This is a genomic window from Candidatus Vesicomyosocius sp. SY067_SCS001 (genome assembly GCF_014706615.1).
GTDB lineage: Bacteria > Pseudomonadota > Gammaproteobacteria > PS1 > Pseudothioglobaceae > Ruthia.
The window spans coordinates 857,012-882,006 of sequence record NZ_CP054877.1; the positions used below are offsets into that span (position 1 = coordinate 857,012).

The following is a 24,995-nucleotide window of genomic DNA, read 5'->3' on the forward strand; positions in this document are numbered from 1 at the left end:
TATATTATCACATTAAATAAAAACCTCTAATATATTGACTTATACGAATAAACAATTATCTAAATTAGAAACCACATTTATACAAATGAAGATAATAGATAATCATTAAATTCAACCTAAAAAGTTACAGTCTTACCAACAACAATTAAAATACTCACGAATTTATTATATATTTCTCTATATAAAAAAATTGACTGTATTCTTAATTTGTATAACACTTGGAAAATAGTATCAAACCATAATGTACAATATATGTATTGTATTAGAAAATAATATTAAAATATATAGCAATATATAGAAATATAATTAAAACTATATGTATAAATTTAGAAAAAATATTGTGATTGAAATGTTTGAAAGATAGATATGATAAAAAAAAAGGAAAGGTATTAATAATGTCATATTTATTCATTATCAAATATCGGTACTAGACAATATCGAATCAATCTATGAAAAATTCTCTACTCAAACCTTTTCTAAATAGAAAACAAATATTTTTGCTTCATAATATACAAACTTGGGAGCTGAATCAAGACTATATCTCTTACCAAAATTTTGGAGTAGGTGGTTCTCAACAATCTCACTCAAAAAATAATAATGGGGCGTAGAGATAAAAACAAATTCGAGAAATGGTTTTCATTAACTCGTCATCAAAGACGACGTGGTGCAAAATATTTATCCAAACATATTAATGTTGACTTCAAACACCAAAAAAAACAATTTATTGTCGATAATGGAATAATATATACTTATGGTAGTCCTAAGAATATTGAAGAACATTTTAATGCTTTAAAAAATGAATTCTCTGGACAAAGTAAACTTTGTCACACTCATGCAAAACTTATTGTCCTAATTAGAAGGGAATTTGAAACAAAAAAACATTTTACTATTTTTGAAAATCTTTGGCATGAAGAAACAAAATTCTTACTCAAAAACTTAAACACACGTTGGCTACTTTCTGCAATTAATACTTTTACAGACTGCTCTAATAATGATGCAATTATAGGTTTATCTGTAGCATGCTCATGTTTATTAATCACTATCGAAATACAAGAAAGTGAACGTTTCATTATTAATTCGCAAAATAATAAAGACGATAAAGAAAAAACTGATAGACTAAATAATGAGGAAAGAATAATGCTTTTTGATGGTATTTCAACGTTTAAATTTGGCACTTCTGACACAATTAGAAATATGCGATGGCGAATTGATAAAGCAGCAAAAATAAATGTTGCAGGCAAGATACTATTAGAGGTATTTAAACGATTGCAAAAATTTGATACTATTTATAAACGTGCAAAAAATAGACACACTCGTGATAAAACTGGATGGTGGTAAATGGATATCTTTGTTATTAATCTATCAAGTGCTATTAAACGCCGTCAATTTCAAGAACAACAATTATCTAAATTAAAACTAGATTATCAAATAATCAATGCCACCACTATAGACGATATTAATAATAAGACCTATCAACAGCACTATTATGACTGGCAGAGACCAATGCAAAAAACTGAAGTAGCTTGTTATTTTTCACATCAAACACTATGGTCAAAAATTGTTAAAAAAAATAGAATGGCTTTAATTTTAGAAGATGATATTTTACTGTCAAAATATACCCCTGACATACTAGCAAAATTAGAAAAGTACACCAATTTCGATATGGTTAATTTAGAAGTTTTTAATAGAAAAAAATATTTAGCAAAAAAATCTCAGCCAATCGGTAATCATCAATTATTTTACTTATATCAAGATAAAGCAGGAGCTGCAGCCTATATATTATACCCAAATGGTGCAAAAAAATTATTACAGCAGAAGCAAAAAAATGGCATTGCCCTAGCAGATGCACATTTACATAACTGTCTAGACTTGCAATCTTATCAAATAGAACCAGCTTGTGCAGTACAACTAATGTTTTGCAAAAAATACAATATTAAACAATACAATACAGCAATTAGTCAATCATTCATAAGGTATGAAAATAATAATAAAAACCACGTCTTTATTTTTAAAATAAAGAGAATAACTGTACAAGTAAAATTAGGGCTACGTCAATTAAGCTTCATCTTTAAAGCAAAAAAACGTTATATTAAATTAAATAATAAAGATTTTAAATAAGACTTACTTTTAATGAAGAAAAATGTAGCTATTGTTATACCAACTTTACAAGGAAATGGAGCGGAAAGGATGGTATTGACTTTAGCAGAAGGCTTTATTCAGCAGGGATATACTGTCAATATTGTATTAACACTCAAAAGGTCAATTGAACTTAAATCAAACAGCCAATTAAAAATACATTATTTTAAAAAATATTATCGCTGGATACCAAAAATTATTAGAGGTATATTTTTAGCGCCAATCTTAGATAAGTTTATCGTTAATAGGTGTGACAACCCAAATCTTGTTCTATCTAATTTACTTCCATCTGACAGAATGCTATGTTATAGTAAGCTTAATACTTATTTAATTATTCATAACATGATAAGCAAACAAAATAATAATTTTGCTGAAGTGAGAAATATATATACTAAAAAACCAGTTATTTGCGTTTCCCAAGGTGTCAAAACTGACTTTGACCGATTCTTTAATAGTCGATTTCCATCATATTGTGTATATAACCCTATTGATGTTGATTTTATCAATCAGGAATCTATTGAATTTAAACCAAAATATCATGATTATTTAGTTCATGTAGGTAAATTTAAAAAGCAAAAAAGACATGATATTTTAATTAAAGCTTATCACCAAAGTGGTATAGAAAATCCACTTATCCTGATAGGAAAAGGTCATTTAAAAGAAAAATACAAGAAATTAGTTAATAACTTAGATTTAAATGAAAAAGTAATTTTTGCTGGATTTCAACCTAATCCTTATCCATTTATCAAATATGCTAGGTTAATGGTGTTATCATCAGATTTTGAGGGATTTGGCATGGTTATAACAGAAGCATTAGCATTAAAAACACCGGTAATAAGTACAGACTGTCCATCAGGACCATCAGAAATATTACCTAGAGATAATCTTGTACCAGTCAACGATATTGAAAAATTAGCTCAATTAATACAACAAGCCAACAATAACCCATTAATATTTTCACACCCATTAAACGAAAAATTCCACCTTGATTCTACTACTAAAAAATATATTGATATAATTAATGGTTAATAGATTTTTTTACAATAAGACAGAAGATTTAAAAATACACATCTAAAAGATGCAAAAAACACAAAATTAATATTATCACTCTACACACCTAAAATTAAAACCTCCTGTTTTTAATAAACTTAATTCCGTATAACATATATTTCAAATAACATATCATTATTATTAACGTTTCCAAGACTTTGTAATAATATAAATAAGATACCAAAAACACGACTAATAAAACTCTATACTATCAAATATACATTTATTCTAAATAATAGCTTCTACTGAAATAAAACTATTATTTTATAACCATTGGGAAAGATATGGACAAAAAAATATAAAAAGTTTTTAATAAAATATTAAAGTTAATATAACTTAATATTATATATTCTGTTACCTATCCATAATGATTATCAAAACTTATTCATTGGTCTATTCTTTACTACCAATAGTTCTTCCTTATAAATTTAACAGAAAATCTATTGGTCAAATTATAACAAGTCAATAAAAGTGATACACAAATTGGTATCAACACTAAGATAAGAATTTTATTCTGTTATTGTTAACTAGATATTTAACACTCTCAAGATAAACAATACACTTAATATAATGATATAAGACTCATCAAGGTTAATATAAAGTTGTATCTATTCCTATAAATGATTAAGATTATAAAAATATCCCTATAAATAATCCAATCTATTTTACTATATCTTAATATAAAATTATGCTAAAAAGATAGGATAATTAAAACTCTTTACGAGAAACTATGATAGGCAAAATAACAAAACTAAAATCAATCATACAGAGTTGTTAGAATAATTTAAATTACTTAAATAAATTATCTTTACCTAAAAAACAAAATAAATACCTATTACAAGTCAATAATAATAAAATCCTTTAATATCTTAAAGGTTAGATATTTTAATTCTAAATAAAAGTAGTATATTAACAATATTCGCATAAATAATTGATAATCTAATAAGATAAATTTTGTATTTATATTGATAAAAATTTAATACTTATGAATAAAAATAACACTTACACAAACTTTATTAGAAACCAAATTGATATTGATTTAGAACAAAAATTGCATACTTCTATTCAAACACGTTTTCCACCTGAACCTAATGGTTATTTACATATTGGACATGCTAAATCAATTTTCCTGAATTTTGGTTTAGCAAAAGATTATAAAGGACGGTGTAACTTGCGATTCGATGATACCAATCCAACCAAAGAAGATATTAAATTTATAAATGCTATCAAAGAAGATATTAAATGGCTGGGATTTTCATGGGATGGTAATATTAAGTATAGTTCTCATTATTTTAAACAGTTTTATGAATATGCTACTGAGCTTATTAATAAAGATTTAGCTTATGTTTGCTTTTTAGATTTAGATGAAATTCGTATTTATAGAGGTACCTTAAAAAAGGTTGGAAAAGATAGTCCCTATAGAAATACATCAATTGCAAAAAATCTAGAATTACTTGCACAAATGAAAGCAGGTAAATTTTTAGAAGGTGAATGTGTATTACGAGGCAAAATTGATATGAAAAGCTCATTTATGTGTATGCGTGATCCAACCCTATACCGTATTCGCTTTGACAAACATCACCAAACTAAAAATCAATGGCATATTTACCCTATGTATGATTTTGCACATTGCATTAGTGATGCAATTGAAGGAGTGACTCACTCTTTATGTACATTAGAATTCCAAGATAATCGTCGCTTATATGATTGGATACTAGAAAACTTAGATGATTTTAATAAGCCTAATCGCCCACATCAATATGAATTTTCACGGCTAAATTTAGAATACATGGTTATGTCAAAACGTAAATTACAACTTTTAGTAGAAAATAAACTAGTATCTGGCTGGGATGATCCACGCATGCCAACTATTTCAGGCCTTCGTCGTCGTGGTTATACTAAAGTTGCAATTCGTGAGTTCATAAATAGAGTTGGTATTTCTAAAATTAATAATATTACAGATATAAAAATTTTAGAAATTGCTGTACGTAATAACCTTAATATTGTAGCACCTCGTACCATGGGTGTCATTGATCCAATACGTGTTATTATTGAAAATTATCCTGAAGGAAAACTTGAAATCCTACAAGCACCTACTCACCCTCAAAATAAGACAATGGGAAAACGTAATATATTCTTTTCTCGTGAGTTATACATTGATAGAGCAGACTTTAAAGAAACAATTCCCAATAAAAAGTTTAGACGACTAGCAATCAATAAAGAAGTACGTCTACGATCTGCTTATGTCATAAATGCTACTACTTTTGATACTGATTTTAACGGCAACATTACCACTGTATACGCAACATACGATCCTGATACGTTAGGAAAAAACCCTAAAGATGGTCGTAAAATTAAAGGAGTAATTCATTTTGTTGAAGCCACTAAGGCACTTAAAGCAGAATTTAGACTATATGATCGATTATTCATACTTAAAAACCTTGGAAAAAATAATAACTTTGAACAATTACTTAACACACAGTCACTAATCATCACTTATGGCATGGTAGAACCTAATATGGCTAATAGTAAGCCTGAAATCGCTTATCAATTTGAACGCGAAGGATATTTTTGTAGAGATAATCAATCAAACAATAAACTAATATTTAATAAAACAATTAGTCTACATGATACTTGTAAAGATTAATACCTTATACTAAAAACAAAACAATTTAATTAAAGGTTTACAATAAATAATTTTGATAAATATCTTACTACCTTTTAAGAGTTTTAGGATTGAACTAATATAACTATAAATATCTAACTAAATTTTCTATACACCACATAAACTTACATAAATATACACTGATAATGTATAAAAATTTAATAAAAATAACAACTAATTTGTTACTCTTTGTCAAAAAATATCTATAATTTATAGCAATAAAGATAAGTATTTATCAATATAATATCTGCTAATACTACTTATCCAAGCTTTTAAAATAAATTAGTTCTTACCATTTAGTACAGTTAAAAATAAATCAAATAAAATTCCAACTATAGACGATTTACGGTATTTTATTTTAAAATTTGGTAATAGATTAAACAACATTCAAGATAATCATAGACACTAAAATTAAAAACTGAATATGAAACTTTTACAAACCTACAAAATAAAACATTTCCACTAATATTGGTAATAACAAGAACAAATAATAAAATTAATCAAATCAAGTTGTAATTATTTGATTTAGCCATGTTGATACAGTATTAATCTCGTTATATTTAGTTAAATCAGTTTGTAAAGGTGTGATTGACACGTAACAATTAGTAATGGCATGAAAATCTGTCCCTACGCCATTATCAGCTTCTTTACCATTCTTACCGATCCAATAAAGTGATGAGTCATTTTTATCGATAATACTTTGCTCTGACATATGACGCTTTCCTAAACGCGTTGTTTTAAATCCTTTAATATCACTAAAAATAACATCTGGAACATTAATATTCAGTACAGTATCGTATGATAAATGAGTATGAGATATCTGATTAATTAATTGTCTGATTACAATACCTGCTGTCTTAAAATGCCGACCCTTCCAACTTGCTAATGATATCGATACTGATGGTAAACCTAAAAATCGTCCTTCTATCGCACCAGCAACAGTACCTGAATAAATCACATCATCACCCAGATTAGCACCGAAGTTAATACCTGTCACTACTAAATCAATTTCTTCATTTAGGAAGCCACACAGAGCTAAATGTACACAATCACTTGGTGTTGCATCAATACAATAAACATTATTTGATATTTTAATTGGCCTCAAAGGCTTATCAAGTGTAAGAGAACTACTACTAGCTGATTTATTTTCACTAGGTGCAACGATAATAACTTCATGTTCTTGTGCTAAAGATTGATAAAGTTCTATAATACCTTGAGCTTGATAACCATCATCATTACTAACTAAAATCTTCATCTTTAATTAGTAATATATGTATCACGACTGTATCGCAAGGATAATTCTATCTTTTTTAACGTCAACCTTTACCAATCCTCCATTAGTTAATTTACCAAACAATAATTCATCTGCTAATGGCTTACGAATTTCTTGTTCAACCAAACGTGCCATAGGCCGTGCACCCATCTTAGCATCATAACCATGTTTTGCAAACCATGCTCTAGCAATATCAGACACAGTTAAAGAAACCTGTTTATTTTCTAATGCTTTCTTTAGTTCAAATAAAAACTTATTCACTACATAAACAATAGTTTGTTCGTTAAGAGTATTAAAATAAATAACTTCTGATAAACGGTTTCTAAATTCTGGTGTGAATAATTTTTTCAATTCAGTTTCATAATCTAATGAGCGGTCTTGTTCACTAAAACCTATTGATGTACGCTGAATACTTTGTACACCAGCATTTGATGTCATCACCAAAATTACATTTCTAAAATCAACCTCTCGACCGCTAGCGTCGGTCATCTTACTATTATCCATAACTTGTAGTAGTAGATTAAAAATATCTGCATGAGCTTTTTCAATCTCATCAAGTAATAACACCGCATACGGGTTAGCATTAACCACTTCAGTTAATAGACCACCTTTATCATAACCTACATAACCTGGTGGTGATCCAATGAATTTAGAAACTGAGTGACGTTCTCCATATTCGCTCATATCAAAACGTAACAACTTAATTCCCATAATTCGAGCTAATTGCTTGCAAATTTCTGTTTTACCAACACCAGTTGGTCCTGCAAAAAGAAAAGATCCGATTGGTTTATCAACTTGTGCCAAACCCGAACGTGACAACTTAATAGCCGTAGACAAACTACCCAATGCACGATCTTGTCCAAACACACCCAATTTAAGCTCTGATTCTAGATTTTTTAATAAATGTTTATCATCATTGGTAACTTTATTAGATGGGATACGTGCTAATTTAGAAATAATATTTTCAATATCGCCCACACCAATATTAATCTTACGTTTTGATTTGGGCTGAATTTGTTGATAAGCACCAACTTCATCAATTACATCAATTGCCTTATCTGGCAAGCAACGATTATTTATATAACGATGAGACAATTCAACAGCAGATCTTAACGCTGCCTCTGAATATTTAACTTTATGATAATTTTGGTAGTATTTTTTAAGACCTTGTAGAATTTTAATAGTATCTGCTACAGAAGGCTCATCAATATCAATTTTTTGAAAACGACGTGATAATGCATGATCTTTCTCAAATACTTTTCGGTATTCTTCATAAGTAGTTGAACCCATACACCTAAGTGTACCATCAGCCAATGCAGGCTTTAACAAATTAGAAGCATCTAATGACCCACCAGAAACACTACCTGCGCCAATTAAAGTATGAATTTCATCAATAAACAAAACAGCTTTCGGTATTTTTTCTAAATCGGTTAATACTGCTTTAAGGCGTTTTTCAAAATCACCTCGATATTTTGTACCTGCAATAAGCACACCAATATCTAGTGAATAAATACTAACTTTCTTTAAAATATCTGGCACTTTCCCTTCAACAATCTTCAATGCAATACCTTGTGCAATAGCTGTTTTACCAACACCAGAAAGACCTACAAATAATAGGTTATTTTTACGACGTCTAGACAATACTTGTACTGTACGAATAATTTCCTCTTCTCTACCAAGAAGAGGATCTATTTGTCCAGACTTAGCTTTTTCACATAGATTTGTTGTATAAGTTTCCAATGAGGATTGTTTGATTTTTTCCTTATCTAATTCCACTCTTGGATCACTTGTAATAGATTCTGTAGTCCTATTTAAAATATCCTCCATGGCATCTAAACGTGAAATATTATTAAGTTTTAGCAAATAAACCGAATGAGAGTCCTTTTCAGAAAAAATACTCACAAGTATGTTCATTGCATATACCGTATTTTTTTGCGCAGATTGTGCTTGGTAAATACTACGTTGTAAAACACGCTGGAAACCTACTGTTAGTACAATATCAACATTAGAATCAAGCGCAATAAGTGGTGTATGTAAATCAATATAACCTTCTAATTCATCACGGAATTCATCAACATCAACCCGTTTATTATTTAATAAAGTAACCATCTCATCAATATTAAGTAGCGCTAAAAGTAAATGCTCAACCGTCACAAATTCCAAACGATTATTACGAGCTTGTGTCATAACATAATTAATTTCTTGTTGTAATCCTGTTTCAATCATGGTTTTATTATATCTCCAATTCATATAATACACACATTAATAACTGTTAATTTTTTGCGTATAAATTCTATCGCCTGTGATATTTTGATCCGTGCAATATCAAATAATAAATATCACAAATTACATGGTAATATACTCATCATTATGGCTACAATATTTGGAATTTATTGGGGTGTTTTTATTCTGATTGTAAAGGTTATAATAATGCCTTACTATACTAATTAGCTGATTTTCTCTTTAACAACACCAATACAATAACCAATATCATTAGTGTCGGGATTGAGGCGCTTAAAAAATGATTATAATTAAACGTAAGTGACAATACACCGATGATACGTGAAGTTAACTCAAAAAATAAACTCATCATTAGACCTAAAAAAATTTTTTTACCAAGTGACGCATCACGAAGTGAACCAAAAACAAATAGCATTGAAAATAATATCATCGCAACCAAAGTAACAGGTCTCATAAAACGTTTATATATTTCTATTTCAACAATATCAGCTACAAGATTATTATTTGTCAAAAAACTAATTTGCTTATAAAGATGCCAAGTAGAGAGTTTTCGAGAATCTTTCTTGAGATTTTTTATAAGTTTTTGATTAAATGATATTGGAACACTGTATTTCTTAAAATTATTTTGAGAAAACGTTGTCAATTCTCCATTCTTACTTAATTGGTAATGAACGGATTTGCTAAGTTCTAAATTATTCCCATTAAAAGTTGCATTATCAGAATATATAATAGAATCCAATACGCCTGGTGCACGTAATTTAATAAAAGTAATATCTTGAAATGATTTATCATCAAAGTCTTTCTTAAAATGAATAAAAAATCCATTGTCTTTCAGCCAAAACTCTTGTTGATTTCTGCATATTATCTTCTGTTCTAATGCTTTAGAACGCAAACACTCTGCATATTCAGTGGTTATTGGTGCAACCAATTCACCTATAAGGATAATAATTGCAATAAACATTAACGCAACCCAAACAACAATATTTGAAATTTGCATAATTGATACACCAGAACTTCTAATAATAACCAACTGAGAAGTAGATGCTAAATTAGTCAACGCCAAAAGTGATCCTAATAAAATAATAACTGATGAATGCGAATACACAACCGCAGGAATATTCAAAATCACATATTTTGTTGCTTCAAATACGGTGTAATTATATTGTCCTATAAATTTAACTTCCTCAAGAAAATTAAAAAATGCATAAATACTTATCCAAACTAACATTACAATTAATGTATAAAAAGCCATAGTTTTAACAATATAAATGGTTAAGATTTTCATTAAAATAGTCTTCTTAATAATAGAATTATTTAACTTTGATATCATGATGAACAATCTTCACCTTAATAAAATTCTTATTCTTGATTTTGGTTCTCAATATACTCAACTTATTGCCCGTCGTGTACGTGATATTGGCGTTTATTGTGAATTATCTCGCTATGATATAAATAGTGACTTTATTAAAAAGTTCAATCCTAAAGGTATAATTCTTTCAGGTGGTCCTGACATAGTAACATTTAACAATGCTGCTAGAGCACCAAGTATTATATTTGATCTCAACATACCAATACTAGGTATTTGTTATGGTATGCAAACTATGGCGATACAACTTGGCGGACATGCTACTTCAGCTAATAAACATGAATACGGTTTTGCCAAAGTTCGTTCTTGCAACTACTCGCCACTACTAAATGGTATTAATGATGGAAGTAACGATTTATTAGATGTGTGGATGAGTCACGGAATTGAGGTAAAACAATTACCAGATGGGTTTAAACTAATTGCTTCTACAGATAGCTGTAATATAGCAGGGTTTGCCGATATAAATAAACATTATTATGGCTTACAATTTCATCCAGAAGTTACTCATACTAAACAAGGAAAACACATATTAGAGCGTTTTGTCAGTGACATTTGTCAATGTAAAAAAAATTGGACAACAGATAATATCATCACTAAATTAGTGAATGATCTTAAAAAACAGATTGGTAATGCCAATGTTTTATTAGGTTTATCTGGTGGTGTAGATTCCTTAGTAGTTGCTGTACTTTTACAACAAGCAGTAGACAAACAACTTACTTGTGTATTTGTTGATAATGGTCTTTTACGTCTCAATGAAGGCAATAAGATAATGCAAAGTTTTGCACAAAATATGAGCGTAAAAGTTATACGTGTCAACGCTCAGAAAAAATTCTACAATGCACTATCAAATGAAGATAAACCTGAGGCAAAACGAAAAATTATTGGTCATGCGTTTATTGAAGTATTTGAAGAAGAAGCTAAAAAACTTAATAACATTCAATTTTTAGCCCAAGGCACAATTTACCCAGATGTTATTGAATCAGCAGGCACAAAATCAAACAAAACCAAAGTTATTAAATCACATCATAATGTAGGTGGATTGCCAGACAGTTTACAGTTAACATTAGTAGAACCTATTAAAGAATTATTCAAAGATGAAGTACGAAAAATTGGTGCTATACTTGGTATTCCAACGCATATGCTTTATTGTCATCCATTCCCAGGACCTGGATTAAGCATACGTATTTTAGGACAAGTAAAACAAGAATATGCAGATATTTTAAGACAAGCTGATACTATTTTCATAGACGAATTATATAAAAATAATTTATACAACACAGTTAACCAAGCCTTTGCTGTATTCCTACCTATTAAATCAGTTGGCGTTACTGGAGATACAAGACGATATGACTATGTTATTGCACTACGTGCTGTTGAAACAATTGACTTTATGACAGCTCGTTGGGCAAGACTACCTTATGATTTTCTAGATTTAGTATCCAATAGGATTATGAATGAAATTCCACGCATTTCACGTGTAGTCTATGATGTTTCTAGTAAACCACCAGCAACTATTGAATGGGAATAACCACAGTAGATTGGATGACACTTGCTATTGAACAAGCAAAACAAGCACAACAAATAGGTGAAGTACCTGTTGGTGCAATCTTAGTACAAAATAATCAATTAATTGGAGAGGCACATAACCAAACAATTTTAAACAATGATCCAACTGCACATGCAGAAATACAATTATTGCGTATTGCAGGTAAAAAATTAAATAATTATCGATTATCTGGCACAACATTATATGTTACTTTAGAGCCTTGCACTATGTGTCTAGGTGCGATAGTTCATGCACGTATATCATATATTGTATTCGGTGCTTATGACAAAAAATCAGGTGCTTGTGGATCGTGTATAGATTTACTGAATAATCGATGTTTTAACCATTTAATTAGCATTAAAAGCGGTATTTTAGCTGACCAATGCAAAAATCTATTACAAAACTTTTTTAAAAATAAACGAATAAATAATCAATAAAAATAACTTAAGTCTTAGACTGTATACATCCCACCATTAACATGTAATGTCTGTGCTGTAATGTATGAAGCACCGTCACCTGCTAAAAATAATACTACATTAGCAACTTCATAAACTGTACCTAAACGATTCATTGGAATTTGTTGAGATACAGCTACTATTTGCTCTTCAGATAATGTATTAATCATATCTGTTTGAATAAAACCAGGAGCAATCGAATTAATTGTAATATTACGAGAACCCACTTCACGGGCCAATGATTTGGTAAACCCTATTATACCTGCCTTAGCAGCAGCATAATTAGTTTGACCTGCATTACCCATAGCAGCCACAACAGAAGCAATAGAAATAATACGACCTGATTTCTTCTTCATCATTCCACGCAATACCGCTTTTGACATTTTATAAACTGAAGTTAAGTTAGTATTGATAATATCATCCCACTCATCCTCACACATCCGTATCAACAAATTATCACGAATAATACCTGCATTATTAACTAATATATCAATAATCCCATAAGTGTCAACAATAGACTTTATCATCTTAGCAATTTGCTCATTATTAGTCACGTTAAGTTTCATACCTATACCCGTAACACCGCTATTCTTTAATACTATACTAATTGCACTTGAACCTTTATTACTGGTTGCTGTACCAATAACAGTCGCACCTGCTGCCCCTAAAGTTAAAGCAATTGCCTGACCAATACCACGACTTGCACCTGTTACTAACACGATTTTTCCATCTAAATTATTCATGATAAAATTTCCTTTAAAGTTATTTCTATACTAGTTGAATCTAATATAGCATTAACAGTTAATGCTTTCTCAATTCTTCTTGTTAAACCTGTAAGTACTTTTCCTGGACCAGATTCAATTAATTTTTCAACACCCATATTATGCATCGCTTGAATAGTATTAGTCCATAACACTGGATGATGTAATTGCGCGACTAATTTAGATTTCATGTCGTCAACATCAGTTGCTTTAAGTGTATCAAAATTATGAAGCACATCAATACTACCTTTATTAAACTGAACCAAATCTACACAATTTTTAAACTCAACTGCCACATTGTTCATTAATGAACAATGTGATGCTACACTAACTGGCAATAGCACTACACGTTTAGCGCCTATAGCTTTCATTAATTGACAAGTAGACTCTACAGCCTCTTTATTACCCGCAATAACCACCTGCCTTAATGAATTAAAATTAACCGCTTCAACAATACCCCGACCTGAATAATCCATACACAATTTAACTACAATACTACTTTCTAACCCAATAATAGCTGCCATTGCACCTACTCCTGTAGGCATTGCCGATTGCATTAATTCTGCACGTTTTCTAACTAACTTAATTCCATCACTAAATCCTAAAGAACCAGATGCTACTAATGCTGTATACTCACCTAAACTATGACCTGCCATACAAACAGGCAATAAATTATACTTATATGTAAGTGCTAAATAAGTTGCATAACCTGCAGCCAACATAGCTGGTTGAGTATTTTCTGTTTGACTAAGGGAATTTAGGTCTTGTTGTGTTAGTGTCCAAAGATCAAAACCCAGTGCGTCACTTGCCTCAGTAAATGTTTCTTTTACAACAGGAAAATAACTGGCAAGTTCTGATAACATGCCTAAAGATTGTGACCCTTGACCTGGAAATATAATAGCGTATTTCATATAAACTTAAAACAAACTCAATTGTAGTATTTTAATTAATAAAAAAGCGCCTAAAAAGCGCTTTTCAAAATAATCTAAATGCATAAAATTATGCTATTTCAATAGAAATATATTGATACATAAATTTACCTTTTTTAGAAAATACAACTTTGCCATCCATTGTGGCAAATAATGTATCGTCTTTTCCCTTACTAACATTAATGCCTGGATGAAATTTAGTACCTCTTTGACGTACTAAAATATTACCAGCTAACACGACTTGTCCGCCAAATCTTTTAACACCTAGACGTTTTGATACTGAATCTCTACCGTTGTTAGTACTACCGCCTGCTTTTTTATGTGCCATAAAATACTCTCTTATGTATTAATTCTAACAATTTCAATTTCAGTTAACAATTGGCGATGACCTTGTTGTTTCATTGAATGTTTACGACGACGGAATTTGAGTATGTGTACTTTTTTCCCTTTTACTTGTGAAATAATTTTTGCTTCAACAGTTACTTTAGATACAAAAGGTGTACCCACCTGAATATCATCTCCATCAGAGACTATTAACACTTCTTTAAAAGTAACTTTATTACCAGGCTCAACTTCTAATTTTTCAATTTTTAGAATCATGCCTTGTTTAATCTTAAATTGTTGACCACCTGTTTTAATAACTGCGTACATAACTAATTCTAAACATGTTTTGCTAAAATAGCGTGATTATACTTGAACGTTTAGATTTGTAAAGTTTCTTTAATAAAATTATAACGTATAATTCATATTTCTTCTTTAAATGGACTTTTAATACATGACTATTTTTGAAACCAACATGGGTAATATTCATATTAATGTTGATACTAAAAACACACCAATTAGCACACAAAACTTTATTAATTATGTAAATAATGGATTTTATGATGGCACTATTTTTCATCGTGTTATTAAAAATTTTATGATTCAAGGTGGTGGTTTTACAAAAGATATGATCCAAAAAACCACTAAAACTAACATTAAAAATGAAGCAAAAAATAGCTCTAAAAATAACAAATATTCATTGGCTATGGCTAGGACTTCTACACCACATTCTGCCAACTCACAATTCTTTATCAACACATCAAAGAACTCATACTTAAATTTTCCCGGACAAGATGGATGGGGCTATTGTGTATTTGGTAAAGTTGTTAAAGGTTTTGAAGTGATTGATAAAATCAACCAAGTATCTACTAGCAATAAGAGTGGACATAGTGATGTACCAAATGACTATGTAGTTGTTAATAAGGCATATAACGCTTGATAATGAGTCAAACACTCATCATAGCAGATTTACACCTTACTGTTAATAAAATGGAAAAAACTCATCTTTTTATTAAGTTTTGTCAAGAACATGCTGTTATAGCCGATCAACTTTTTATTCTTGGAGATTTATTTAATACTTGGCTGGGTGATGACTTATCAATCAATTATTATCAAAAAGTTATCTTGACTTTAAAAAAACTAAGTCTTAAAACTAAAATTTTTATCATGACTGGCAATCGTGATTTTTTACTAGGTAATAACTTTGCTAAACAAACTAATTGTATCTTAATTCACACTCCTTATTTACTTAAAACTAGTAAACAAAAATATTTACTAACACATGGCGATGAATTATGCAGTGATGACAAGAAATATCAACGCTTAAAAAGCGTACTACAACATCCAATCACAAAATTTGTTTTTCTACATTTAAAAACAAAACTACGTATAAAAATTAGTGAACAATTACGACAAAATAGCATCAAAGCTCAACAAAGTAAATCACTTAAGGTTATGGATGTAAATATGACAAGCGTTAATCAATTAATGCAAAAATACCCTGGTGTAAATCTTATTCACGGACATACACACCGATTAGACACCCATATTAATAATAAATTTACTAGATACGTATTGGGGGACTGGTCAAACAACCAAGGGAATGCAATTAAAATTAATCATCAACAACTAAATCGACTTAAAATTAGCACTACAATCAACTAAATCAACAGTTGTTACTTTTAGTATTATTTTTTCATCTAGCTGAGGCAAAATTTTAAACCTAATCTGAGTTATCATACCTAACTCAGGAATCATAAGCAATGCTTTATCACCTCGTATATCCACTACAAAACTATCACCTTTCCATAATGGATTATCGAGTAAATAAACGCATTTATAATGATTATTACTAGAACGTATCGTCCTACCAACACTAGACATAGTAGTATTATGAATACCAATAATCTTTTTAACATCCTCCTTGTTTAATGTATCTTCACCCTTAATAAATCGACTAAGCTGTTGATGTGCGAATAAATCAAGATACCTTCTAAGTGGGCTAGTAATACGTAAATACGCCTTAACTCCTAACCCAAAATGGGGTAAATTCTTGATAGATGTAGCTGAGCGTTTAAAAAATTTTGTAGCTTTAAATGACTCAGATAAAGATAATCTGTCTTGATTATCTAATATTTCTTGTGAAAATTCTCCTTTATCTTGAATTGTATAAGGCATAACAATATTATTATCAACAGCAAATTGTGCAACAACACGACCCGCCATCACCATCATTTCGGCCACCAATTCACGACTTTTACTTAATCTTTGTTGTGTAATTAACACTTGGCCCTGCCTAAACCTAATATCAACATTGGGCAAATTTAAACTAATTGCGCCATTTCTATATCTATATTGCTTGTGTGCTTTTGTGATACTTTGTAATTTTGATAAATACTCATTAGAGTCCAACATCCCATCTGCATTATCATAACTAATATTAGTTACTTTAATTATACTACGAACCACTTCAATGTTATTAATTTCGCCTGATTCTAAAATAAAACCTATCGACAAAGCATATGATGTTTCAGTCAATCCTAATGCACACATCTTAGTCACAGAAATAGGTAGCATGTGGATAATTTGATCGGGTAAATATAAATTAGAAGCACGCTTTTGTGCATAAGCATCCAACTCAGAACCAACGGTAGCAATCAAAGATACATCAGCAATATGAATCCAAATCTTATCACCATCAATACTAATTGCATCATCAGCATCATTTGAATCAAAATTATCAATTGCATAACTAGATAAATGCGTTAAATCAACCCGCTCAACCTTCACTATATTGGCATCAATTTGATCATCTTTAAGAATATTATTACGAGTTGGGTAAGGATTAAAACTTGGCTTAAAATAATTCAGATCTAATAACAATCTATAAGCAGATTCAGGTATATTTTCTACACCAATACTAGATAAGACCTTAGCATGCTTAGATTGATTTAACGCCACTTTTTCAATATCCCTAATATAGGGTAAATCTTGTTCATCCAATATATTATTAGCAATATTATCCGCACAATGCTTAAGATTTTTAGTCTCAATAATTTTAGCATCACGTTTAGTTCGAATATTTTCAACTTGGCAAGTTGGGCGTATAAAAACTTTGTCTTTTTGCCAATAAAAATACAACCCATCTTCAATTAAAACAAAGCTACACCAAGCATTTTTAGCATTATACTCATCAAATAACCATTCCGTTATTTCTTCTAATGTTAATACTTCCTCTTGTAAATCTTCAAGTACAGACATATCTGCATATGTATATGTACATGAGTTATCTACCTGAATAAATTCAGAATGAATAAAACGGAAATCTTTTTCTCGTACTAAGCGTGAAGAACCATCAGCAAACTCTAATACAAATTTATGCATCGTTTGCTTGATAATACGTGCAGGCTTACCTTTATAGGATACTAAAGCGTTAATCAATTTAGAATCTAGTTTAATATTTGTGCATAAACAGTAGCATTCATTAAATCACCAACTGAATGAGACTTAAATTTAACTAACCAACCATCATCATAACAACTAGAATTAACCAATTCTGGCTCGTCATCAAGCGCTTCGTTAACTTCAATAATTTGTAAATCAGCAGGTGAATAAACACCACTAGCCGCTTTAACAGATTCAACCACACAAAACTCATCATCAATAGAGACTTTATCATCAACATTAGGTAATTCTACAAATACCATATCACCTAATAATGCTTGTGCATGATCAGTAATACCCATAGTATAAGTATCATCACCATTATCTAAAATCCACTCGTGAGTTTGTGTATATTGTCTATCGTCTTTTATTTCACTCATGCTGTTCTCCTAATGTTTTTCAAATAATTTTTTCTTACTTATTTAAACCAATACAGTACCATTACGCACAAATGGCGGTTCAACTATTTTAGCGTAAACCTGCCTTTTTCGTATCTCAATTTCACACACACTAAGGTTACCTTTCGGTACGCTTGCCAGTGCAATTACCTTACCTATAGTAGGTGAGAGTATAACTGAAGTAACTTTGCCTTCACCTAGGTTAGTCATTACTTTTTGGTGGTTATTAATCACACCTTTACCTTCTAAAACTAAACCAACAATGGTTTTTTTAACGCCTTTATCTTTTAACGCCTCTAGTGCATCACGACCTATAAACGCACGATTTTCATCGCTTAAATCAACCGTCCAAGCTAATGCTGCTTCAAGTGGTGAAACCATATCATTCATTTCTGAACCATATAAACTCACTCCTGCTTCTAAACGTAAAGTATCAAATGCACCTAAACCATAAGGTTTAACACCAGCTTCAAGCAGCATTTTCCAAGTAAATTTTGCCGCATTTGAAGGTAACATAATTTCAAATCCATCTTCGCCTGTATAGCCTATGCGTGCAATAAACAACTTACCTAAACTAGCTGCATTAAATGATTTTAACTCACCACAAACCTCTTCTACTCCTGGTATAGCAGAGAATACTTTTTCCCTTGCATTTGGACCTTGTACAGCAATCATAGCTAAATCAGATATAGGCTCAACCAATACATCAAAACTATTTGCTTTAGTGTTAATCCAAGACATATCCTTATCGGTAGTCCTTGCATTGATAACCATACGATAATATTCATTATTTAGATAATAAACAATCAAATCGTCCACTATCCCTCCTAGCTCATTTAATATACAACCATATAAAGCCTTTCCTTGTACTCTTAACTTATCAACATCATTAGCAATCAAAATTTGCAAAAATGCTTTTGCTTCAGCGCCTTTAAAATCCACCACACTCATATGTGAAATATCCAACATACCTGCATCATGGCGTACTTGATGATGCTCCTCAATTTGAGAACCATAATTGAGTGGTATTTTACAATCCCAAAAATCAACCATCTTTCCTTGTGACTCTACATGTATTTGATACAATGGTGTTTGTTTCATTATTTTTTATCTTCTTTAATATATTTTTTAATAAAAATTATCATTATGATTATTAATATAAGTGTTAGCCCTATAGTGCCAAATAATTTAAAATTAACCCAAGATTCTTCAGCCTCTTGGGCAGTAATACAAAGTTTACTCATTGCTATATTCGTGCAATTTAACATTGTCAATTCAATCTTAGGATCAAGTTCAGTAGCGGTAAATAATGCCTCTCTAGCGCTTAAAGCAATATTAACATAATAAGCATTAACAATCGCAATACCCATAAAACCAAATCCCCACAACCAACTAAGTTGACACCATACATTTATCGGCAAATCTAATTCCTTTCCTAACATTCTTTGTAATAAGGTTTTCTTACCAATCCACATGCTTAACACTAACATAAAAGCAAATACCACATACAGCACACTAACTTTCCACATTAAAAATGCAGGATCTCTCAAAACAAGCGTCACACCTCCTAAAATACCCAATAAACCAAATGTTATTAAATTCGTATTTTCAAACCTTCCAATTTGGTAACGTACAATCATCATATGCAAGAAAGTCGCGCCAATCATGGCATAAATTGCCATATACAAACCCATGAATTTATAAACAACAAAAAATAGAACAATAGGAAAAAATTCAAGTAAGAATTTATTCACTTATTCTAAATGCTCTTTAGAGCAATATGCTTTATTATTTTGAATAATCGCCTCATTTTTAGGGATATGAATCTTGCAAACACTACAAGCCAACATTATATTGCTAGAAGATTTCTGCTTAATACGATAAATTGGTTTCCTAAACTTTTTTAGTAACCAAAAACCCATCCAAACAAATAGAACAATAATAATTAACTTAACAATCCCCATACAATGCTACCCTGACAAAAAGTAAAATTTTACCCATGCTTAGTATATAATTCCTTTTTTTTACGTATCAATAATTTACAAACTGCCCGGGTGGTGAAATTGGTAGACACACAGGACTTAAAATCCTGCGGCTTAACGGCTATGCCGGTTCGATTCCGGCCCTGGGCACCACCATTCTTAAATTAATTTTTTGAACAACCAGCGTTTGATGACAAAAAACTAACTATATTTTCTATATTTTACTAATAAACAATTATGGAGTATTAGTTATCTTTACAACCACCATGTTCAAAATATTTGAGGAATATTTACCAAAAAATTTACCTTAACTTGGCTAAGATTTCGTATAATTAATACATTCTAACTCAGGTACTCTTTATTATGCAAAAACAGATTATTTCAACCGACAAAGCCCCTAAAGCAATCGGCACTTATTCTCAAGCAGTATGTATTACTGGAGGATCTATCATTTACTTATCTGGACAAATTCCTTTAATACCAGAAACAATGAAAATAATCAGTGGAGATATTGGTGAACAAATTAATCAAGTTTTTAAAAATATAATAGCTGTTTGTCGTCAATCTAATGGTGACTTAAAGGATATTGTAAAACTAAATATCTACCTAACTGATCTAAATAATTTTCCAAAAGTTAACGAAATAATGTTCACCTATTTTAATGAACCATATCCCGCACGTGCAATGATCGGTGTTAATGAACTACCTAAAAAATCCATGGTTGAAATAGATGGGATTATGGCAATAGAACCCTGTGATTACACCTACTAAAATAACTTAATAAAGCCCTCTAGTTTATTTAAACAAACTCCACCTATTTTATGTATCAACTATCTAATTCAATTATTATATTAGATGGGTTAGGTCCAAAAACACAACAAAAACTAAACGCCATTGGTATTTTTAATTTGGAACATTTATTATTTCAATTACCAACACGCTATCAAGATAAGACTAAACTAGTTAAATTAAACCAAGTCCAAGTAGGTGATGAAGTATTAATTCAACTAACTATAAAGTATACCGAACAGGTGTCAACTCATCAGAAACAATTGTTATGCTATTTATCTGACTCTAATCACCAAAACTTATTACTTAGATTTTTTTATTTTAATCAATATCAAAAACAAAACTTTATTCGTGGTGATATCATCCAATGCTTTGGTGAGATAAAAATGGGTCAAAATAGCTTAGAAATACACCATCCTGAATATAGATTAATCTCTAAAGGACAAGCTAATTTACTAGAAAAAACACTTAGCCCTATCTATCCATTAACCACCAATATTCGTCAAGCACAAATGAAGAAATGGATAGGTATTGCATTAGAAGTTTTTCAACAATCAGATTTGTCTGATCATTTTAAAAATCTAACAAACAATGCCATGCCTACTCTTAAGCAGGCTTTAAATACATTACATCACCCTAAATTTGATGATGATATCAAACAAATCGCTAATTTTAAGCACCTTTCACAGCAACGCTTGATTATTGAAGAGTTATGTGCACAACGCCTTAGCCTACTCAAGCTCAAAAGCAAACATAAATCCAAAACATCCAATATATTTAAAATAAAAAATAACCTAACTCAAAAAGCATTAAATACCTTAAAATTTCAACTTACCCAAGCACAACAACGTTGTATCAATGACATTAATTCAGATCTTAGTTCAAACCATCCAATGCTTAGACTATTGCAAGGTGATGTAGGATCAGGCAAAACTATTATAGCTGTATTTGCTTGTTTACAAGCAATCGAAAATGGCTTTCAAACAACTATCATTGCACCAACTGAAATACTAGTTGCACAACATTTACAAGGATTCTCAAAATACCTAACTCCTTTAGGTATTGAAATTGCGTTTTTAACTGACTCACAAAGTGCAATACAAAAATCCAAACAACTTGAAAAAATTAACACAAATACAGCAAGAATTATCATTGGCACCCACGTATTACTCCAAACCAAAGTTGTTTTTGATAAACTAGGTTTAGTAATTATTAATGAACAACACAAATTTGGTATACATCAATGCTTATCTCTTGTACAAAAATCGCATAATACACCTCATCAGCTAGTCATAACTACCACTCCTATTCCAAGATCATTAACTATTAGTGCTTATGCAGATTTAGACTACTCAATAATTGATGAATTACCACCTGGCAGAACGCCAACTAACACTATTGTAATTGGAAATAATAAAAAAAATAAAGTAATTGAAAAAATCAAACAAGTTTGTAATACTGGTAATCAAGTATATTGGATATGTACGCTGATTGAAGAATCAGAAATACTCCGTACTGAATCTGCTATCAATACCCATAATTATCTAAAAAAAAAATTAGAAGGATTAAATGTAGTACTAATTTATGGAGGAATGCACAAACACAAAAAATCTAAAATTATAGCACAATTCTTAAAAGGTAAAATTGACATTTTAGTTACTACTACAGAGATTGAAGCAGGTATTAATATTATTAATACATCACTCATGGTCATTGAAAATTCTGAAAGACTAGGGCTTACACAATTACACCAATTACGTAGTCGCGTAGGACGAAGTCTTGACGCTAGTATTTGTATTCTAATGTATCAAACGCCACTCAGTTATAATGCTCTTGAACGACTTGACATCTTAAGAAAAACAAATGATGGATTTAAAATTGCACTAAAAGACCTAGAACTTCGTGGCCCTAGTGAGATTCTAGGAACACAACAGATAGGCATAGCTAATATGAAAATTGCCAATATTGTGCGTGATAAGTATTTGCTAAAACAAGTACAGTCTTACTCAAAACAATTATTAAAATTAAACAAAAATAAACAACAAATACTTATTACTCGTTGGAGTACTGATGATAACAGCTAATATGGTAATATTTAAAAGTATTTGATTGACATAAAATACTATAATTATGTTTAACACAAAAAATTTAATATGGACAAGCTTAAATCAAATTAGAAATATACCTGATCACATTCTTGCTTGGCTTGATGATTATCAATCCTTAACCGCTAAACTAAAACAAAAATTTAATCGATTTTCAGTTAATATTTTATCACAAGAAGAATCCATTCCACATGCTGATGAAATAAAATTGCTTGATTGGTACAGCCAATTTGTTGTACGTGAAGTAGAGCTTTTAGGAAATGATCAAGTTATTGTATTTGCTAGGTCAATCATCCCCATTACTAACAACACACAAAGCTTATTAAAAATTGGTAATCACCCTTTAGGTGAAATATTGTTTAATGATGCAAATATTAAACGCGGTCAATTACAAGTTACCTATACACATGGAACTTGGGGTAGAAGATCTCTCCTTACCATTGGTTCAACTCAAATATTGGTGAGTGAATTTTTTATAAAAACTAATAAATTAATTAGTTGATTCAAGCTTTGATATATATATTAATATATTTGAATGATATTCTTTCCAACCTCTAGTTAGCAATCCATAATTAAAATAATTAACTTAATATTATTGAATAATTTATCAGATAAAATTGATAATATTAAGCTATTTTTAGCGGTATTTTTGATATATAAATTGAAAATTTATCCATTATTTACGCTTAATCTTATCTTGCAATCTATTACATTAAAAAATAGACAAGTTCTAATTTTGACAATTAACAAAAACAAAACCAGCCAATAGCTATTTTATAACAAGCTTAAAAGTGCAACAAAAAAGATCAATCGATTGAAAACATACTAATAACAAACAACAGACAAGCTCACTTTGAATGATTTAACACGGTAAACTGTAAAACAGTATTTGCTGTTTTAAGTGTTCTTAACTCGTCTCTATTTTAACGGTAAAATAGCACATATTATGTTGCTTATGATTGACAATTACGACTCATTTACCTATAATCTAGTGCAGTATTTTGGTGAGTTAGGACAAACTGTTGAAGTGTACCGTAACGATGAAATTACAATACATGACATTGAAAAACTTATGCCTGAATTTTTGGTAATTTCACCAGGCCCTTACGCACCAAACGAAGCAGGAATTTCAATTGAAGTTATTAAGTATTTTTCTAAGAAAATACCAATCTTAGGTGTATGTCTAGGGTTCCAAGCTATAGTTCAGGCTTTTGGTGGACATATTATTGGTGCAAAAAAAATTATGCATGGGAAGGTGTCTAAAATTTATCATACCAACAAAGGTGTATTTACAAGCCTCAAAAATCCACTCAATGCAACACGCTATCATTCATTAGTAGCACAACAATCAACTTTACCGAAATGCTTTGAAGTTACCTCATGGACCAAAAATAACAAAGGAGAAGTAGACGAAATTATGGGCGTTAGACATAAAAAATTTGCTACTGAGGGAGTCCAATTCCATCCGGAATCAATTTTAACCGAACAGGGTCATGAAATCTTAAATAATTTTTTAATAAGGAGGGCTTTATAA

General features: G+C 30.3%; 24 protein-coding genes and 1 tRNA gene. 13 read left to right on the forward strand and 12 right to left on the reverse strand.

Annotated elements, in window-relative coordinates; all coding sequences use genetic code 11:
- The first annotated feature begins 597 nt into the window (after window positions 1-597).
- The 4 genes from HUW60_RS04115 to HUW60_RS04130 all read left to right on the forward strand — a co-directional run bounded on the left by HUW60_RS04115 (window position 598) and on the right by HUW60_RS04130 (window position 5,833).
- The gene (locus HUW60_RS04115) at window positions 598-1,338 is read left to right on the forward strand and encodes a hypothetical protein (RefSeq protein ID WP_190600271.1); all 741 of its coding nucleotides are present in this window, start codon (window positions 598-600) and stop codon (window positions 1,336-1,338) included.
- Window positions 1,339-2,118 carry a glycosyltransferase family 25 protein gene (locus tag HUW60_RS04120; RefSeq protein WP_190600272.1) on the forward strand — a complete coding sequence of 260 codons (780 nt, stop codon included), beginning with the start codon at window positions 1,339-1,341 and terminating at the stop codon, window positions 2,116-2,118.
- Window positions 2,119-2,130: 12 nt separating this feature from the next.
- The gene (locus HUW60_RS04125; protein ID WP_190600273.1) at window positions 2,131-3,165 is read left to right on the forward strand and encodes a glycosyltransferase; all 1,035 of its coding nucleotides are present in this window, start codon (window positions 2,131-2,133) and stop codon (window positions 3,163-3,165) included.
- Window positions 3,166-4,171: 1,006 nt separating this feature from the next.
- Window positions 4,172-5,833: a glutamine--tRNA ligase/YqeY domain fusion protein gene (locus tag HUW60_RS04130; protein WP_190600274.1), complete on the forward strand. Its 1,662-nt coding sequence runs from the start codon at window positions 4,172-4,174 to the stop codon at window positions 5,831-5,833.
- Window positions 5,834-6,356: 523 nt separating this feature from the next.
- Here HUW60_RS04130 and surE read toward each other — a convergent pair.
- From surE to lptG, 3 genes are all read right to left on the reverse strand, one after another.
- Complete coding sequence (gene surE, locus HUW60_RS04135) at window positions 6,357-7,106, reverse strand: 5'/3'-nucleotidase SurE (RefSeq protein WP_190600275.1); 750 nt, start codon at window positions 7,104-7,106, stop codon at window positions 6,357-6,359.
- Window positions 7,107-7,127: 21 nt separating this feature from the next.
- Complete coding sequence (clpA, locus tag HUW60_RS04140; RefSeq protein ID WP_190600879.1) at window positions 7,128-9,350, reverse strand: ATP-dependent Clp protease ATP-binding subunit ClpA; 2,223 nt, start codon at window positions 9,348-9,350, stop codon at window positions 7,128-7,130.
- A 217-nt stretch (window positions 9,351-9,567) separates the two neighbouring features.
- Window positions 9,568-10,650, reverse strand: a complete 1,083-nt coding sequence (gene lptG, locus HUW60_RS04145; protein ID WP_190600276.1) for an LPS export ABC transporter permease LptG — start codon at window positions 10,648-10,650, stop codon at window positions 9,568-9,570.
- A 46-nt stretch (window positions 10,651-10,696) separates the two neighbouring features.
- On the opposite strand from lptG, the gene guaA reads away from it, so the two are divergent.
- Window positions 10,697-12,259, forward strand: a complete 1,563-nt coding sequence (gene guaA / locus HUW60_RS04150; RefSeq protein WP_190600277.1) for a glutamine-hydrolyzing GMP synthase — start codon at window positions 10,697-10,699, stop codon at window positions 12,257-12,259.
- On the forward strand, window positions 12,250-12,714 hold the full coding sequence (gene tadA / locus HUW60_RS04155) for a tRNA adenosine(34) deaminase TadA (RefSeq protein ID WP_190600278.1): 465 nt from the start codon (window positions 12,250-12,252) through the stop codon (window positions 12,712-12,714). The genes guaA and tadA overlap by 10 nt, the downstream gene beginning before the upstream one ends.
- A gap of 14 nt (window positions 12,715-12,728) precedes the next feature.
- Here the strand turns inward: tadA and fabG are convergent, their stop codons facing one another.
- From fabG to rplU, 4 genes are all read right to left on the reverse strand, one after another.
- Complete coding sequence (gene fabG, locus HUW60_RS04160) at window positions 12,729-13,475, reverse strand: 3-oxoacyl-ACP reductase FabG (RefSeq protein WP_190600279.1); 747 nt, start codon at window positions 13,473-13,475, stop codon at window positions 12,729-12,731.
- Window positions 13,472-14,404: an ACP S-malonyltransferase gene (fabD, locus tag HUW60_RS04165; RefSeq protein ID WP_190600280.1), complete on the reverse strand. Its 933-nt coding sequence runs from the start codon at window positions 14,402-14,404 to the stop codon at window positions 13,472-13,474. Before fabD ends, fabG begins: the two co-directional genes overlap by 4 nt.
- A gap of 88 nt (window positions 14,405-14,492) precedes the next feature.
- Entirely contained in the window at window positions 14,493-14,750 is a 258-nt protein-coding gene (rpmA, locus tag HUW60_RS04170) for a 50S ribosomal protein L27 (protein WP_190600281.1), read from the reverse strand.
- Window positions 14,751-14,761: 11 nt separating this feature from the next.
- Entirely contained in the window at window positions 14,762-15,073 is a 312-nt protein-coding gene (rplU, locus tag HUW60_RS04175) for a 50S ribosomal protein L21 (RefSeq protein WP_190600282.1), read from the reverse strand.
- A gap of 124 nt (window positions 15,074-15,197) precedes the next feature.
- Here rplU and HUW60_RS04180 point away from each other — a divergent pair, with 124 nt between their 5' ends.
- Together HUW60_RS04180 and HUW60_RS04185 are read left to right on the forward strand one after the other, a co-directional pair.
- A complete protein-coding gene (locus HUW60_RS04180) occupies window positions 15,198-15,683 on the forward strand; it encodes a peptidylprolyl isomerase (protein ID WP_190600283.1) in 486 nt (161 codons plus the stop codon).
- 2 nt (window positions 15,684-15,685) lie between these two features.
- Entirely contained in the window at window positions 15,686-16,408 is a 723-nt protein-coding gene (locus HUW60_RS04185; protein ID WP_190600284.1) for a UDP-2,3-diacylglucosamine diphosphatase, read from the forward strand.
- Here HUW60_RS04185 and HUW60_RS04190 read toward each other — a convergent pair.
- Genes HUW60_RS04190 through HUW60_RS04210 form a run of 5 tightly spaced genes read right to left on the reverse strand, consistent with a single transcriptional unit; the run spans window position 16,373 to window position 20,549 of the window.
- Window positions 16,373-18,184, reverse strand: coding sequence for a ribonuclease catalytic domain-containing protein (locus tag HUW60_RS04190; RefSeq protein ID WP_190600285.1), 1,812 nt, complete (start codon window positions 18,182-18,184; stop codon window positions 16,373-16,375). The two genes, HUW60_RS04185 and HUW60_RS04190, sit on opposite strands and share 36 nt — an antisense overlap.
- A gap of 8 nt (window positions 18,185-18,192) precedes the next feature.
- Window positions 18,193-18,567 (reverse strand): glycine cleavage system protein GcvH, encoded by a 375-nt coding sequence (gene gcvH, locus HUW60_RS04195; RefSeq protein ID WP_190600286.1) that lies wholly within the window; start codon window positions 18,565-18,567, stop codon window positions 18,193-18,195.
- Window positions 18,568-18,609: 42 nt separating this feature from the next.
- Window positions 18,610-19,689, reverse strand: a complete 1,080-nt coding sequence (gene gcvT, locus HUW60_RS04200; RefSeq protein ID WP_190600880.1) for a glycine cleavage system aminomethyltransferase GcvT — start codon at window positions 19,687-19,689, stop codon at window positions 18,610-18,612.
- On the reverse strand, window positions 19,686-20,339 hold the full coding sequence (locus HUW60_RS04205; RefSeq protein WP_190600287.1) for a septation protein IspZ: 654 nt from the start codon (window positions 20,337-20,339) through the stop codon (window positions 19,686-19,688). The genes gcvT and HUW60_RS04205 overlap by 4 nt, the downstream gene beginning before the upstream one ends.
- Window positions 20,340-20,549, reverse strand: coding sequence for a PP0621 family protein (locus tag HUW60_RS04210; RefSeq protein WP_190600288.1), 210 nt, complete (start codon window positions 20,547-20,549; stop codon window positions 20,340-20,342). It abuts the gene before it with no gap.
- Window positions 20,550-20,633: 84 nt separating this feature from the next.
- Here HUW60_RS04210 and HUW60_RS04215 point away from each other — a divergent pair.
- The 5 genes from HUW60_RS04215 to HUW60_RS04235 all read left to right on the forward strand — a co-directional run bounded on the left by HUW60_RS04215 (window position 20,634) and on the right by HUW60_RS04235 (window position 24,995).
- Window positions 20,634-20,720 (forward strand) — tRNA-Leu (locus HUW60_RS04215).
- Window positions 20,721-20,930: 210 nt separating this feature from the next.
- Entirely contained in the window at window positions 20,931-21,338 is a 408-nt protein-coding gene (locus HUW60_RS04220) for a Rid family detoxifying hydrolase (protein ID WP_190600289.1), read from the forward strand.
- 50 nt (window positions 21,339-21,388) lie between these two features.
- Window positions 21,389-23,440 carry an ATP-dependent DNA helicase RecG gene (gene recG, locus HUW60_RS04225; RefSeq protein ID WP_190600290.1) on the forward strand — a complete coding sequence of 684 codons (2,052 nt, stop codon included), beginning with the start codon at window positions 21,389-21,391 and terminating at the stop codon, window positions 23,438-23,440.
- 46 nt (window positions 23,441-23,486) lie between these two features.
- Complete coding sequence (locus tag HUW60_RS04230; RefSeq protein ID WP_190600291.1) at window positions 23,487-23,963, forward strand: chorismate--pyruvate lyase family protein; 477 nt, start codon at window positions 23,487-23,489, stop codon at window positions 23,961-23,963.
- 444 nt (window positions 23,964-24,407) lie between these two features.
- Window positions 24,408-24,995 carry an aminodeoxychorismate/anthranilate synthase component II gene (locus HUW60_RS04235; protein ID WP_190600881.1) on the forward strand — a complete coding sequence of 196 codons (588 nt, stop codon included), beginning with the start codon at window positions 24,408-24,410 and terminating at the stop codon, window positions 24,993-24,995.